Origin of the sequence: Mariprofundus ferrinatatus, from assembly GCF_002795825.1 — a bacterium.
Classification (GTDB): Bacteria; Pseudomonadota; Zetaproteobacteria; order Mariprofundales; family Mariprofundaceae; genus Mariprofundus; species Mariprofundus ferrinatatus.
Window position 1 is genome coordinate 68,444 of record NZ_CP018800.1, and the last position, 14,628, is coordinate 83,071.

At 54.6% G+C, this 14,628-nt stretch carries 14 protein-coding genes; 10 read left to right on the forward strand and 4 right to left on the reverse strand.

Annotation, left to right across the window (positions count from 1 at the left end):
- The first annotated feature begins 120 nt into the window (after window positions 1–120).
- Window positions 121–336: a hypothetical protein gene (locus tag Ga0123462_RS00375; protein WP_100264487.1), complete on the forward strand. Its 216-nt coding sequence runs from the start codon at window positions 121–123 to the stop codon at window positions 334–336.
- Here Ga0123462_RS00375 and lgt read toward each other — a convergent pair.
- Window positions 325–1,134 (reverse strand): prolipoprotein diacylglyceryl transferase, encoded by an 810-nt coding sequence (gene lgt / locus Ga0123462_RS00380; RefSeq protein WP_418287825.1) that lies wholly within the window; start codon window positions 1,132–1,134, stop codon window positions 325–327. The genes Ga0123462_RS00375 and lgt overlap by 12 nt on opposite strands.
- Complete coding sequence (locus Ga0123462_RS00385; RefSeq protein WP_100264489.1) at window positions 1,131–1,898, reverse strand: undecaprenyl-diphosphate phosphatase; 768 nt, start codon at window positions 1,896–1,898, stop codon at window positions 1,131–1,133. Before Ga0123462_RS00385 ends, lgt begins: the two co-directional genes overlap by 4 nt.
- Before the next feature lie 121 nt (window positions 1,899–2,019).
- Here Ga0123462_RS00385 and sppA point away from each other — a divergent pair, with 121 nt between their 5' ends.
- The 7 genes from sppA (at window position 2,020) to Ga0123462_RS00420 (ending at window position 11,399) form a co-directional block, all read left to right on the forward strand.
- Entirely contained in the window at window positions 2,020–3,855 is a 1,836-nt protein-coding gene (sppA, locus tag Ga0123462_RS00390) for a signal peptide peptidase SppA (protein ID WP_100264490.1), read from the forward strand.
- A gap of 45 nt (window positions 3,856–3,900) precedes the next feature.
- Window positions 3,901–4,329: a hypothetical protein gene (locus Ga0123462_RS00395; RefSeq protein ID WP_100264491.1), complete on the forward strand. Its 429-nt coding sequence runs from the start codon at window positions 3,901–3,903 to the stop codon at window positions 4,327–4,329.
- Window positions 4,330–4,420: 91 nt separating this feature from the next.
- A complete protein-coding gene (locus tag Ga0123462_RS00400; protein WP_100264492.1) occupies window positions 4,421–5,743 on the forward strand; it encodes a TolC family protein in 1,323 nt (440 codons plus the stop codon).
- Window positions 5,740–7,179, forward strand: coding sequence for an efflux RND transporter periplasmic adaptor subunit (locus tag Ga0123462_RS00405; protein ID WP_198507348.1), 1,440 nt, complete (start codon window positions 5,740–5,742; stop codon window positions 7,177–7,179). The genes Ga0123462_RS00400 and Ga0123462_RS00405 overlap by 4 nt, the downstream gene beginning before the upstream one ends.
- The gene (locus tag Ga0123462_RS00410) at window positions 7,176–10,319 is read left to right on the forward strand and encodes an efflux RND transporter permease subunit (RefSeq protein WP_100264493.1); all 3,144 of its coding nucleotides are present in this window, start codon (window positions 7,176–7,178) and stop codon (window positions 10,317–10,319) included. Before Ga0123462_RS00405 ends, Ga0123462_RS00410 begins: the two co-directional genes overlap by 4 nt.
- Window positions 10,320–10,340: 21 nt before the next feature.
- Window positions 10,341–10,811 carry a DUF411 domain-containing protein gene (locus tag Ga0123462_RS00415; RefSeq protein WP_232726472.1) on the forward strand — a complete coding sequence of 157 codons (471 nt, stop codon included), beginning with the start codon at window positions 10,341–10,343 and terminating at the stop codon, window positions 10,809–10,811.
- A gap of 12 nt (window positions 10,812–10,823) precedes the next feature.
- A complete protein-coding gene (locus tag Ga0123462_RS00420) occupies window positions 10,824–11,399 on the forward strand; it encodes a TlpA family protein disulfide reductase (RefSeq protein WP_100264494.1) in 576 nt (191 codons plus the stop codon).
- Between the two features lie 7 nt (window positions 11,400–11,406).
- On the opposite strand, the gene Ga0123462_RS00425 is transcribed toward Ga0123462_RS00420, so the two are convergent.
- Window positions 11,407–12,687, reverse strand: coding sequence for a PP2C family protein-serine/threonine phosphatase (locus tag Ga0123462_RS00425; protein WP_100264495.1), 1,281 nt, complete (start codon window positions 12,685–12,687; stop codon window positions 11,407–11,409).
- Between the two features lie 66 nt (window positions 12,688–12,753).
- Entirely contained in the window at window positions 12,754–13,209 is a 456-nt protein-coding gene (locus Ga0123462_RS00430) for a winged helix-turn-helix transcriptional regulator (protein ID WP_100264496.1), read from the reverse strand.
- 161 nt (window positions 13,210–13,370) lie between these two features.
- Here Ga0123462_RS00430 and Ga0123462_RS00435 point away from each other — a divergent pair, with 161 nt between their 5' ends.
- Together Ga0123462_RS00435 and Ga0123462_RS00440 are read left to right on the forward strand one after the other, a co-directional pair.
- Window positions 13,371–13,877 (forward strand): PaaI family thioesterase, encoded by a 507-nt coding sequence (locus Ga0123462_RS00435; RefSeq protein ID WP_232726473.1) that lies wholly within the window; start codon window positions 13,371–13,373, stop codon window positions 13,875–13,877.
- Complete coding sequence (locus tag Ga0123462_RS00440; RefSeq protein WP_100264497.1) at window positions 13,867–14,472, forward strand: 2-hydroxychromene-2-carboxylate isomerase; 606 nt, start codon at window positions 13,867–13,869, stop codon at window positions 14,470–14,472. Before Ga0123462_RS00435 ends, Ga0123462_RS00440 begins: the two co-directional genes overlap by 11 nt.
- Window positions 14,473–14,628: the final 156 nt, after the last annotated feature.

Consider the following 14,628-nt stretch of genomic DNA (forward strand, 5'->3'; position numbering starts at 1 on the left):
GCATGCCACAGACACTCAAGCAGGAATCCGATTCGCTGCGGCATGGTTTATGCTCAAGTCTGTTGGTGGCAGAGCGATAGATTTGTATAAGAAGCCGAAATTGATAAGAAGGAGAGAGCCATGAAGAGCAGCCGAGCCAAAGCGATCGCAGAATCTTTTTCCCGCATCAGTTCCTTTGCAGTTGAGAACAGGGATAAAGGGGTATGTGTCCATTATCGGGACAATCATGCCTACTTTATTCGTGAAGCCTGCTTCTGGTCATTTGTCTTCAGACTGGGTTATGCCGGCCATGAAGAGGGTCAGATTGCAGAGATTGAGGCCGAACTAACCGCCTGAAAAAGGTTCGCCTCTCCTGCCCAGCCACAGTCTGGCGAGCCAGGCAAGGCCCACTATCAGCATTGCTGATGAGAGCAGCATGCCCATCGTGACGGAGCCAAAGAGAAAGCCCAACTGTTCGTCCGGTTCCCGGAAGTTTTCACAGAAGATGCGTGCGACGGCATAGCCGGTCAGGAAGATCGCGACGCGTGCTCCGGCAGGCCAGACTTGCTTGCGTACCAGCCACAGAATGATAAACAGCAGCAGGCCTTCAAGTGCCATCTCGTAGAGCTGACTCGGGTGCCGGGGATCAGGGCCGGCATGCGGGAAGACCATGCCCCACGGCACGTCGGTGGTGCGGCCCCAAAGCTCACCGTTAATGAAGTTTCCGATGCGTCCGAACATTAATCCGAGCGGAGCTACGGTGAAGAAGCGGTCGGCAAGTTCAAGGAACGGAAGGTCGTGTTTTCTGCAGTACCACCAGCCGGTAACCAGCGGTCCGATCATGCCGCCATGGAACGACATGCCACCCTGCCAGATATAGAGCGCTTCAAGCGGATGGTCGATGTAGTAACCGAAGTTGTAGAACAGTACATAGGCGATGCGGCCACCGAGAATTACACCGAGAATCAGCGTAGTAAAAAGCCCTTCATAGGCCTCGTTGCTGACACGGGTTTCCCACAGGCCTGCCTGTTTCAGCTGCAGGCGGACCAGATACCAGGTGGCAAAGAAGCCGGCGATATACATCAGTCCATACCAGTGGATGGCGACAGGTCCCAGCTGCAGGGCTACGGGGTCAATACCGCTCCAGACCATCACAGCACCAGCCAGAACAGCAGGCCGCCGAAGAGAATCCGGTAGATGCCGAAGGCGACAAAGGTAAAGTGTTCAAGGAAGCTGATGAAGAGTCGCATGACCAGCCAGGCCGAGACAAAAGCAACTACAAACCCGACAGCAAGCGCCAGAAAATTGGAGCCTGTGAAATCCTGATAATGTTTGAGCAGATCAAAACCGCTGGCAGCCATCATCACGGGAAGTGCCAGCAGGAATGAGAACTCCGCGCTGGCCTTGCGGTCAACCCCGACGAGCAGGGCGCCGATGATGGATGCGCCGGCACGACTGGTACCCGGAACAAGCGCGAAAACCTGTGCAATTCCGATCCAGAGTGCCTGCCTGTAACTTACGTCCTCAACGCGTTTTACCGGATATCCGCGATCCCGGTGAAGGTATTCAACGATCAGAAAGATGATGCCGCCAACAATGAACATGGTGGCAACCGTTTCGATGGTGAACATTGCCTTGATCTGTTTGTGGAACAGCAGCCCGACAAGGCCGATCGGAATGAATGCGAGCACCACCTTTTTCCAAAGATCAAGATGCATAAGCGTGAATTTTTCACGGTAGTTTGCAACCACGGCGAGAATGGCGGCCAGCTGGATGATCACCTCAAAGGCCTTGTTGCCGTCGTTCTGTTCAACACCCAGCCAGTGGCTGGCGACGATCAGGTGGCCGGTAGAGGAGATAGGCAGAAACTCAGTGGCTCCCTCGATCAGCCCCAGCCATATCGCCTGTAGTATATCCATCAACAGTCACCCTCACATGTTGGTTGTGCTTTAAAAGCTGCGCTACCCTACGTGATGTTTTTTCGAAACAACACTGCTACGCTAAGCCATATATGTTGTCTGCCCTGAAAGGAATAGAGATATGAGAAAATTCTTCAGCACACTGATGATCTGGATGGATCGTTTGCGCCGTGTTCTTGTCAACGGCTTCTTTATCCTGTTTCTGGTGCTGTTTGTCGTGGCGATATCGATCGAGCAGCCGGAGGTTCCGGAGAGTGCTGCTCTCGTGCTCAATCCGAAAGGCGCGATTGTTGAGGAGCTGGATCTTCCCGCCCCCTCGCTGTTTCCGCTGAACTCTTCGCTGGGAGCACCGCATCAGACTAGGCTTCATGACCTGATTCGCGTGATTCGTGTGGCCAGGGATGATGAACGCATCCGCTTGATGGTGTTGAAGCTGGATGAGATGGGAGACGCCCCGCTCTCCACATTGCAGGAGATAAGGGGAGCTATTGAGGCTTTCAAAGAATCCGGCAAGATGGTGATCGCGGTTGGTCCGAATTACAGCCAGTCACAGTATTATCTGGCTGCAACGGCGGACCGCATCTTCATTGATCCGCTTGGCATTGTGGCCATTAAGGGATTCAGTATCTATCGCAATTATTTCAAGGATGCGCTGAATAAACTGAATGTGGATGTCCAGCTGTTCAGGGCGGGTGAATACAAGGCGGCGGCGGAGCCCCTGGTGCGCAACGACATGTCCGATGAAGACCGCAAAGCCAATCGTGCTCTGCTGGATCAGCTGTGGTCTGAGTACAAAGACGATATTGCTGCCCTGCGCAACATCAATGCTGAGCGGATGCAGCAGGTGTTGGACAAGCCGTCACTCTATCTGGCCAGTCATAACGGCAGCCTTGCCGGGCTGGCAAAAGCGGAGGGGTTGGCGGACCAGCTGGCCCGTCCCGGCGCTATCGATGAATATATTGCAGGAGCCATGGGCGTAGAGGATGGCAGCTATCCATCAGTTGATTTCAGGGGGTATCTGGCAGTCATCGGTGATCAGCAGGAAGGCACGCTGGAAAACCGGATCGGTATTATCTCTGCCAGTGGCATGATTCTCGACGGCAAGCAGCCTCCGGGCACGGTCGGCAGCTCCTCAATGCTGGCGATGCTTGATGAGGCGCGGCGTGATGACGCCATCAAGGCGGTAGTACTGCGAATCGATAGCCCCGGCGGCAGCGCGCAGGCTTCAGAGGTGATTCACAGTGGCATCATGCGGTTGAAGGCGGCGGGTAAGCCGGTGATTGTTTCGATGGGCAGTGTGGCGGCATCCGGAGGTTACATGATTGCGGCACCGGCTGACGAGATCTGGGCCTCCCCATCCACTGTAACCGGTTCGATCGGTGCTTTCGGCGTGCTGGCCAATGTCGGTAAAGGGTTGGAGAAGCTCGGTATCCACAGCGATGGGCTTGGAACCACATCCGTTGCCGGTGGAGTGCGGGCCGATCGCCCGCTTCCTGATGAGTTGAAAAAGGTGGTGCAGCTATCGATCCAGCATGTCTATGACCGCTTCCTCAATATCGTGTCAGAAGGTCGCGGCATCGACAGAGAGAAAGTAGAGAGCATTGCAGAGGGGAGAGTCTGGACAGGGCTTGATGCCAAGCGCCTTGGTCTGATCGATGGCCTTGGTGGTTTTGACGATGCGGTGGCTGCAGCAGCCCGGCATGCCGGGCTCAAAGATTACGATGTGGAGTGGGTTACGCCGGCTCAAAGTTTCAGGGAGATGCTGATCATGAAGCTGTTGGGGAGTGCTGACGTTATGCTCTCCTACCTGCAGGCAGGCGATCCTGTGGTGCAGTTGTTCGGTATGAGGCAGGCCCCACTCTGGCTACAGGAAGTCACTCAGTTAAGGCGCCTGATGCCGCTTTCCGATGCTCGGCCCTCGCTGCTAACAGTTTGTAATCTGAAAGTGACGCCATAACTGCTTTCATTCTGTTTTAATAAACATGGGACTATTTTGCCAGCCATGGTGATTCGAAAACTGCATATTCGAGGTGTTTCCCGGCTGGTGGCCGGGCTCTTTGCCTTGCAGCTTTTTGCGGGCGCCTTCTGCATGATGGCGCCTGAGTTGCACGCCGCTCCGATGAGCCAAATGGCATCTCACAGCATGGTTTCCCATGATATGGCGGCTGCCGAGCATTGTGCTCCACCGGTGCATCAAACTCAGAATAGTGGCGATCAATCTGCATGTTCTCACTGCAATCAACCGGATGAACTTCTTCAGTCTGCACAACTGCAGTTTGCCACAGATCTTCCGCTGTTCTTATATGTCGGCCCGCCTTTGCAGCCAGCTGCTATGCAGCAGCCTGTTATGGGGTTTGCTTCCCAGGTGCCGACCGGCCCGCCGAAAAGTTCAACGCTTCTCTATCACACGACACAACGAATCCGTATTTGATTCGCGCTTTCTGCTGATTTCCTGACCCGGATGGGTTCGGGAATGTGCTGCTGTTTCCAGTTTGCACATCAATACCTGGCAGGAGGCATTTATGCATACCCTCAAAATCGGCTGGCTGTTGCCGGCACTGTTAAGCTTAACCTCGGTGGCCGTTTCGGAGCCGCTAACGCTGCAACGGGCGGAGACACTGGCGCTGCAGCACAACCCGGGCCTGCAAGCCCAGGGGCAGCAGGCCGAAGCGATGCGGAGTGTTCCAGCGCAGGCAGGCGCGCTTCCTGACCCGACGCTGACTCTGAGCGCGCTGAACCTTCCGGTCGATTCGTTCTCCACCAGTCTGGAGAGCATGACCCAGCTTCAGGTGGGTATATCCCAGTCACTTCCCTTTCCTGGAAAGCTGGGGCTTAAGCAGCAGGCGGCTGAAGAGCTTGCAGCAGCAGCTGAAAGTGATACTGAAGAGTTCCGCCTGCAGCTGCTTCGCCATGTGCGGGAGCGCTGGTGGAATCTTGTCTATCTGGATCGGGCACTAGGGCTGGTGCGTCACAACCAGACGCTGTTGCGTCATCTGATACGGGTTGCAGAAGCCAAATACAAAACCGGAGGCGGGTTGCAGCAGGATGTACTGCTGGCCCAACTGGAGCTCTCCAAGCTTCTGGAGCGGGAGCTGTCCCTGCAATCGGACCATCTGCGAGAGCAGGCGGAACTGAACAGGTTGCTTGGCCGGGCTAGCACCATGCCGATTGATCTGCCCCGAGTTCTGCCTGAGAGCGATATGGGCCCTGTCGACATCGCGGCTCTGAAAAGCTGGGCTGAAGAGCACAGGCCAATCCTAAAAGGTTTTGGGCGCCGCATCGCGGCAGCGGATGCCATGGTTTCACTTGCCGAAAAGGATTATTACCCCGATTTCAAGCTGGGCGCAGCTTATGGATTCCGTCAGGGCATTAATCCGGCTAACCGCCAGTCACGCCCCGATCTGGCATCGCTGAGCCTCTCGATCAATATGCCGTTTAACAGCGGCGGCAAACAGGATCGTGCACTTGACCAGCGGAGAGCGGAGAAAGAGCGGACCCGTCTGTCCAGACAGGATGCTGTGAACCGGGTACATGCGGAGATCGATATTGCCGCAGCAGAACTTGCCATGGCGCTGGATCAGTTGTCGCTGTTTCAGCATGGCATCATTCCGCAGGCGCGCCAGACGACAGCTTCCATGCTGGCCGGATATCAGGTGAACAAGGTCGATTTCCTTAATCTGATTCGAGCACGCCTCAACGAGTTCAACAACGACATTCAATACTGGCACCTCTACGCCCGGGCCGGACAGGCAAAGGCCAGTCTTGCTGCGGCATCCGGAAAGGAGTTTTCGGAGGGCGCCCGCATATTTGGACAAACAAACACTGAGATTGGGAGCATCCGATGAATTCAAAAAATCTGTTGATGATGGCATCTGTTTTGATAGCGGGCCTCACTATTGGATATCTGTTGCCTGATCATGCGACGAGCAGCAACGAGGAGCGGGTTGACCGTGATGATGGCCCCTGCCCTGGCGGGGGAGAACCCCTTGCCTGGCGAAACCCGATGAACCCAGCCGTCACTTCTCCGGTTTTCACCCGCGATGAGATGGGTATGGACTACCTGCCGGTCTGTGCTGACGGGGTAAGCCGTCCCGGGGGCGCCGGGAGTGTAACCATAGATCCGACCATGGCTCAGAACATCGGCGTGCGTACTGTGGTTGCCGAGCAGAAAACCATCTCCCGGGATATACGTACTGTCGGTCGCGTCACCATGGATGAGCAGCGGGTGGCGCGTTTGCATCCCAAGGTCGAGGGCTGGGTGGAAAAGCTGTTTATCGACAGAACCGGTGAACAGGTAGGCAAAAACACGATGCTACTGGCGATCTATTCACCACAGCTTGTGGCAAGTGGCGAGGAGTACCTGCTGGCGCTGAGAAACTGGCAGAAACTCAAAAACAGTCCGTTTACCGATATCAGGGAGGGCGCAAAACGGCTGCTTTCCACCTCGCTGGAGCGCTTGAAGCTGCTGGACGTGCCTGAACATCAGTTAAAAGAGATCCGTACAACAGGGCGCGTACCTAAAGCACTGCATATTCATTCACCCTTTGATGGCATCGTCATGAATATCGGTGTCCGTGAAGGTCAACGCATCACGCCGGAAACAGAGCTGTATATGGTCGCCGATCTCACGCGTGTATGGGTGCAGGTGGATGTGTATGAAGATGAACTGCCCTGGGTTCGTCTCGGCGATGAGGCCGAGATGCGCCTGTCGGCAGCGCCCGGCCGCGTATTCAAAGGCAAACTGAGTTACATCTACCCTTATCTGGATGGCAAAACCCGCACCAACAAGGTACGTATTGAGTTCGCCAATCCTGATCTGGCGCTAAAGCCTGAGATGTTTGCCAACGTTACACTCAAGCCATCGCGCACAGTGAATGCCGTAGTGGTTCCGTCTGAAGCAATCGTGCGCACTGGAATGCGGAATCAGGTGTTCGTACAGCGATCAGAAGGAAGGTTTGAACCACGAATCGTGGAGCTTGGGCTGCAGTCGGACGGGGGAGTGCAGATTCTCTCGGGCATCAAAGAGGGCGAAGCAGTCGTGACCAGCAGCCAGTTTCTTATCGACTCGGAGTCCAAGCTGAAAGAGGCCACTGCCAAGATGCTCTCGATCGGAGCCTCCTCCTCTGACTCCCAGGTTGAGGCTGTGCCTGAGGCAAGCATGGATGGGGGCCATCAACATATGATTCACAGCCATTCGCCTGACGAGAAGCCCGAAGCTGGTGCGCATGCGCCGGCCGAAGGGCATATGCAGATGCATCATCAGACGGGTGAGATGCCATGATCCGCAAGTGCATTGAAGCATCAATCCGTAACCGCTTCCTGGTGTTGGCCGTTACCGTCATCGTAGCAGTGGCTGGCATACAGGCGATGCGCGCAACCCCTTTGGATGCCATCCCGGATCTTTCCGATGTGCAGGTGATTGTCTTTACCGATTACGCCGGTCAGGCACCGCAGGTGGTAGAGGATCAGGTCACCTATCCGCTGACCACGGCCATGCTCTCGGTGCCCAATACCAAGGTGGTGCGCGGTTATTCGTTCTTCGGATTTTCGATGGTGTACGTGATTTTCGAGGATAACACAGACATGTACTGGGCGCGTGCGCGTGTGCTGGAAAATCTGAATTTTTCCCGTGACAGACTGCCACCATCTGTCTCTCCGCGATTAGGGCCGGATGCCACAGGTGTCGGCTGGATCTATGAGTATGCACTGGTCGATAGAAGCGGCCATCTCGACCTGGCGCAATTGCGTTCGCTGCAAGACTGGTACATGCGCTACCCGCTGCAGACCGTTGAGGGTGTGGCCGAAGTCGCTTCGATAGGAGGCTTTGTAAAACAGTATCAGGTAGAGGTTGATCCTGATGCGCTGGCTGCCTTCAATATTCCTCTCTCCAGGGTGAAACAGGCGATTGCCCGCAGCAATAATGATGTTGGCGGTCGTCTGATAGAGATGGGGGAAACCGAGTACATGGTGCGCGGTCTGGGTTATATCCGCTCGATCGCCGATCTTGAAATTACGCCGATTGGGGTGGATGAACACGGAACGGCGATTTTTCTCCGGCAGGTGGCGAATATTCACCTGGGCCCGGAACTAAGGCGTGGTGCTGCAGATCTCAACGGTGAGGGTGAAGTTGCCGGTGGCGTCGTGGTGATGCGATATGGTGAAAATGCAAAGGCCACCATAGAAAAAGTGCGTCTCAAACTCGATGAGCTTGCCAAAGGTCTGCCCGAAGGTGTGGAGATTGTGCCGGTGTATGATCGCGGTGCATTGATCGAACGCGCCGTGGACAACCTGAGCGAGAAACTGATTGAGGAGTCCATCGTCGTGGCGCTGGTTTGCCTGCTCTTTCTTATGCATGCACGCAGTGCGCTTGTGGCGATTGTCTCGTTGCCTGTCGGTATCCTGATGGCCTTTCTGATGATGCAGTGGCAGGGGATTTCAGCCAACATCATGAGCCTTGGCGGCATCGCGATTGCCATAGGTGCCATGATTGATGGTGCGATCGTGATGATTGAAAATGCCCACAGACATCTGGAGCGGGCAGGTGAAGATATTTCCGCATCTGCACGATGGGGTGCCGTGCTGGCATCTACCAAAGAGGTCGGGCCGGCACTGTTTTTTTCACTGTTGATTATCACCGTTTCGTTTCTGCCGGTGTTTACACTTCAGGCTCAGGAGGGGCGCCTTTTTTCGCCGCTCGCCTTTACCAAAACCTACGCCATGGGCGCAGCCGCACTGTTGGCGGTGACACTTGTACCGGTTCTGATGGGGTTGTTTATTCGTGGGCGCATCCCTGCTGAAGCGCGCAACCCGCTGAACAGATTGCTTCAGAAGATGCATACACCACTGTTGGATCTGGCTGTGTCTGCCCGGTCTCTGACTGTTGTGCTGGCACTTCTGCTGCTGGCAGTGACTGCATACCCGGTGATGAAGATCGGTTCTGAGTTTATGCCGCCGCTGGATGAGGGCGATATCCTCTACATGCCGACCACCTTCCCAGGCATTTCGATCACCAAGGCACGGGAGCTGCTTCAGCAGACCGACCGTATTCTGAAAACCTTCCCTGAGGTCGAATCGGTATTCGGAAAGGTTGGGCGTGCGGAAACGGCGACCGATCCTGCGCCTTTGTCGATGCTGGAAACGACAATCCGACTGAAGCCGAAAGAGGCCTGGCCCGATCCTGATAAAACCACACGGCAGCTGATGGGGGAGATGGATGCCGCGACTCAACTCCCCGGGCTCGCCAATGCCTGGACTTATCCGGTCAAGACACGAATTGATATGCTCTCAACCGGAATCAAAACACCGATTGGCATCAAGGTATCCGGCGCGGATCTCGAAACGCTTGAAAGGGTCGCCGGCAATATTGAACAGGTATTGAAAAGGCATCCTGACACCCTGTCTGCTTTTGCCGATAAGGCCGCTGGCGGCTACTACCTCGATTTCAATATCAGGCGTGATGAGGCAGCTCGTTACGGCCTCACTGTTGGTGATGTGCAGGATGTCATCTCCAGTGCCATTGGTGGAATGAATGTAACAACAACCATTGAAGGGCTGGAGCGCTATCCGGTTAATGTGCGCTACCCGCGTGAATTGCGGGATAACCTGCAGTCGCTCAAGCGTGTTCTGGTGCCAACGCCTACAGGTGCACAGGTTCCTCTTTCGCTTGTTGCCGATCTGCAGCTCGGGCGTGGTCCACCATCGATCAAAACAGAGAATGCGCGTCCGAATGCCTGGGTTTATGTCGACATTAAAACCAGCGATATCGGTGGTTTTGTGCAGGAAGCCAAACAGATGGTGAATGAGCAGGTGAAGGTTCCTGTCGGTTACACCATCAGTTGGTCCGGCCAGTTTGAATACATGGAGCGGGCTGCTGCCAGACTGCAGATCGTGGTTCCGGCAACAGTTGTAATTATCTTCCTGCTGCTCTGGCTTAACTTTCGCAACCTCCTGGCGCCTGTGGTGGTGATGCTGTCCATTCCCTTCGCATTAATCGGAGGCTTCTGGCTGGTCTGGTGGCTGGGATATAACCTCTCGGTTGCCGTGGCCGTGGGTTTTATCGCGCTGGCTGGCGTCGCCGCTGAGATCGGCGTACTGGTGCTTACATTTATTGATCACGCCATAGATTCACGGCGGTCAGAAACGGGTGCTCCGCTGAACCAGAAGGCGCTTTGGCAGGCTGTGCAGGAAGGTGTTGGAAAGCGCGTACGCCCGATTGCCATGACTGCTACAGCCGTGATTGCAGCTCTGTTGCCGATCATGTGGGGTGCTGGCAGCGGATCCGATGTGATGCAGCGCATCGCCGCTCCGATGATTGGTGGCATGGTCACTACGACCCTTCTTTGCCTGGTTGTGCTACCGGTGGTTTATGGTCTGCTGCTACAGTGGCAGGATAGGGCCTCCATTGATCCGGATGACAGATAGAGTCTGAGAAAAGGAGTTGTGATGGTGTTAAATCGTACATATAAAAGCGTGAAGGGTCTGATGGTTGCGGCGATTGCAGTGCTGCTCATCTCCTGCAATGCGAGCGAAAAGGTCCTGGCTACCGAGGTGGTGATGTACAAGGATCCCAATTGTGGCTGCTGCGGGGACTGGGCCAAACACCTTCGTAACGAAGGGTTTACTGTGATCGAGAAAAACTCTGATGATATGGCACAGGTTAAGCGCGATCATGGCATTTCCCCTCAACTGGCTTCCTGCCATACCGCTACAGTCGGCAGTTATGTCATCGAGGGTCATGTTCCGGCTGGGGATATTAAACGGCTCCTGAAAGAAAAGCCGGAAGTGGCTGGCCTTTCAGCTCCGGGTATGCCGCAGAAGTCTCCAGGCATGCAAGCGGAAGGGTTGCCTCCGGAGGGTTATGATGTGTTGAGCTTTGATAAGAGCGGCAAGAGTGCTGTCTTCAGCCACTATTAGGAGAAAATTGTAATGATGAATCACAGGTTCCGGTTCAGGATGAATGGACTTTTACTTCTGGCAGTTATTCTGGGTCTCTCTGCCTGCAGCGAAGAAGCTGTGCCCACGGCCAAGAAGGGCGAGAGGCTGCCATCGTTTACGATGCAGTCGATCTCCGGCGAAATGGTGGAGAGCAGCAAGCTCTTTGCCGGCAAGGTGGTGGTGCTCAATCTATGGGCGACATGGTGTCCACCCTGTCGCGATGAGATGCCGGATCTCGTCAAGCTTTCAAAGCTTCTTCCTTCGGATAAATTTATGGTGGCAGGCCTTTCTGTCGATAGCAGCCTAGATACGGTGAAGACGTTTGTGCAGGAGCAGCAGGTAACTTTTCCGATGTACTGGGATCAGGGAGGCAGCAGTATAGCGATGCCGATTTTCAGGTCGCGTGCGTTTCCGGAAACCTTCGTGCTCAATGCTGAAGGTGTAGTGGTAGAGATGGTGGCGGGTGCTTTTCCCTGGGGTTCACCTGAAGTTGTGGATATTCTTAATGTGATTCAGAAGACCGGAAAATTGCCGGCCCCTGAGCCTGTGGCTGTCAGCGCCGAATGACCTGATTTCAGCGGCTGCGGCCAAGAATCAGCAGTGTAATATCGTCACTCTGTGCCGCCCCTTCTGTATAGGCGCGAATGCGCTCGATCAGAAAACTCATGCAGGACTCTGCTGTGTCAGGGCACTCATTCAGCCAGGCCAGCAGTCTTCCTTCACCCAGCATGATGTGGTGTTCATTGCGTGCTTCGGTGATGCCATCGGTGTAGAGAAGTACCATCTCACCGGGCTCCAGTGTTAATCGGTCAACGTCATAACTGGCATCGAGGATGATGCCGGCCGGTGGCCCTGACGCCTCATTGTGTTGCCAGATACGCTGGCTGAGAATGTGGACCGGTGGAAGGTGTCCGGCATTGGCGATCTCAATAACACCTGTTTCCGGATCGAGAAGCATCAGAATAAGGCTAACAAACATGCCGTTCTTCGCCTTATTGCAGAGGGTGATGTTTAAACGATTCAGAATCTCTGCAGCCGTACCGCCATGGGTCAACTCCATGCGGATATCACTGAGCACTGTGGACATGATCATCGCCGCGGATACGCCTTTGCCGGAGATGTCCCCGATCAGGTAGGCCATGCGGCCGTCCGGGAGCTGCGCGGCATCGTAGAAGTCCCCGCCCACCTCAAACGCGGTGCTCATGTGAAATGCAACCTGATAGCCATCCACCTCGGGCGGCTCTCCTGGCAGAAATGACTCCTGAATCGATTTGGCAAGTTCAAGATCGTGTTGCAGCAGTTGCTGTTGCACCACCCGCTCGTGTGTGCGGGCGTTGTCGATGGCCACTGCAACCATCTGCACCAGTGACTCCATCAGCTGCTCATCATCATCGGAAAAATCGCCGCCGGTGCGGTTGATTACCTGGCTGACGCCAATCAGCTTGCCGTGCGCGATAAGCGGAGAGCAGATCATGTTGCGGGTGGTAAAACCCGTTTCCCGGTCGAATTCAGCGTTGAAGCGAGGGTCAGTATAGACATCGGCAAGCCGCTGCGTCTGCAGATTTTCAGCGACCCATCCGGCAATGCCGCTTCCTCTGGGCAGGCGGCAGATCTCCCTGAGCTGATCCTCTTTTTCACCGGAACAGGCGTGGAAAACCAGCTCACCGCTCTGCTCATCATAGAGGAAGAGTGAGCAGCTCTCCGCCTGCATCAGGGACTGGGTTATCTCCATGATCTGTTTGAGCAGGGGGCCGAGTTTTAGCTCGCCGGCAATCAGTTGATTGATCTTCAGCGCAGTCCTGAGGCGGTCATTGTCCCGCCGGAGATGTTCGATTTTCTCGCTTTCGCTGTTCAATTCCCCTTCCTCTTCAGGATTATAATCCGGGCAAAAGAGTATCTTAATACGTTTGTGGTCGCTGTGCTATTGCTCACGCTTGGGCCGGCGAACTGCCTTAACGCGGGCAGGGGTCACAGCGCCATTGCAATGGCCGCAGGTGAGCCTTGCATCAAGCGTTTCTCCGCACTCCAGATGCACCAGTTCAGTTGTCGTTTCACCTTCGCTGAACAGCCAGCGGTTGCTCCAGCGTTGCATGGATACCAGAACAGGAAAGAGGTCGCGCCCCTTGATGGTGAGGCGGTATTCATGGCGGAGAGGGCGTTCCTGATAGGGGGTGCGAATCAGCAGTTCCGACTCGACAAGCCGGGCCAGCCGTTGGGATAGTATCTTCTTGGATATTCCAAGGCTCTTCTGCAGCGCATCAAAACGCCTGACACCGTTAAACAGATCGCGTAGTATGAGAATGGTCCAGCGATCGCCTATAATGTCCGAAAGGCGACCGATAGGGCATGATGATGGAGAGGGCGTGGCGGCTTCCATGCCTGTACTATAGCAGGTCGCTAAAGGAAACCTACTAAATGGTGATTGGTTTCTATTTGAAACCAACTTATTTATAGGTATCTATTAGAAACCTACAGGTCATTGTTAGTCTCCTATCGAAACCATTATTGGTTTCGCGGCTTTATCAAGGAGGAGTTGCGTTGCGTCGAAGTAACCTGCATCTGCTGGCCAGGCTCCGCTTCCTCTCTTCTCGCAGGCGGTTCGAGCTATTTCCCCCCTTTTTCCTGATGCGTGTAAAGATTGAACATCTGTCAGAGGATTGGAGCAGTGTGCGCATCCGCTTGCCGCTCAACTGGGTATCAGCCAATGCTGCCGGTAATATGTTTGGCGGTTATCAGGCCAGCCTTGCCGATCCGGTGCCGGCACTGGCATGTCTGAAAAGGTTTCCGGGTTACAGGGTGGCCACCAAAAAGCTGGAGATCGATTTTGTTCGGGTAGGTAATTCTGATCTGACGTTGCATTTCGATTTTGATGATGGGCAGTTCCGGGAGATAGCGAGGGAGTTGCAGGAGAGCGGCCGGGCGACCCCAGGCTTTGAGATGCGGTTTGTAAGGGAGGATGGCAAGGTGTGTACACGCATTCTCAATACCGTTGCCATTCGTCCGAAGGGTTATGTGGCTCCAATCGAGCATCACGATGACAACTAGAAAGATCGATTTCTACTTCGATTTTATCAGCCCCTATAGCTATCTGGCGGCTACGCAGATGCCTGCATTTGCTGCAGAGCATGGGGTGGAGGCTGACTGGCTGCCGCTTAACCTGCCGCGGCTGATGAAGCTCTCCGGCAATACGTCTCCTGCAGCAGTGAAAAACAAGGCGATCTACTCACTTCGGGATTTGAAACGTTGGAGCCTATTCCTGAATGTGCCGTTCCGGATGATCCGGCCGGGAACATTCGATAGCCGACCTGCACTTCGGATTGCTGGGGCACTGCAGGGGGATGAGCGTAAGACCTTCTGCATGGATGTTTTTGATGCCCTCTGGTCTGGAGAGGTGGATGCAAAAAGATCGAACTGGCTGGAGGAGATTGCAGAGAAGAGGTCATTTTCCGACGACTGGATGGGCCTTACCAGTGAAGAGTTCGAGGCAAACACGCATGCTGCATTGAATGCCGGAGCGTTTGGGGTTCCAAGCCTTGTGCTTCATGCCGATAAAGGGCGAGATGAATTGTTTTTCGGCGTTGATCATATGGCGTTGATATCCCGCGCGATAAGAGGCCAGGGAGATATAATATACAGATAACGAATGCTATACCGTGATCACGAAATGGCATGGTCATATGCACAGGGCACCCCAGAAAATGTCCGGGATTTCGCATTAACGGATTTTAATTTTTGAGACACGTAATATTTATTTTTGAAATAGCAGCTTGCCTCATCTTTTGATCTTGGAGGGAGT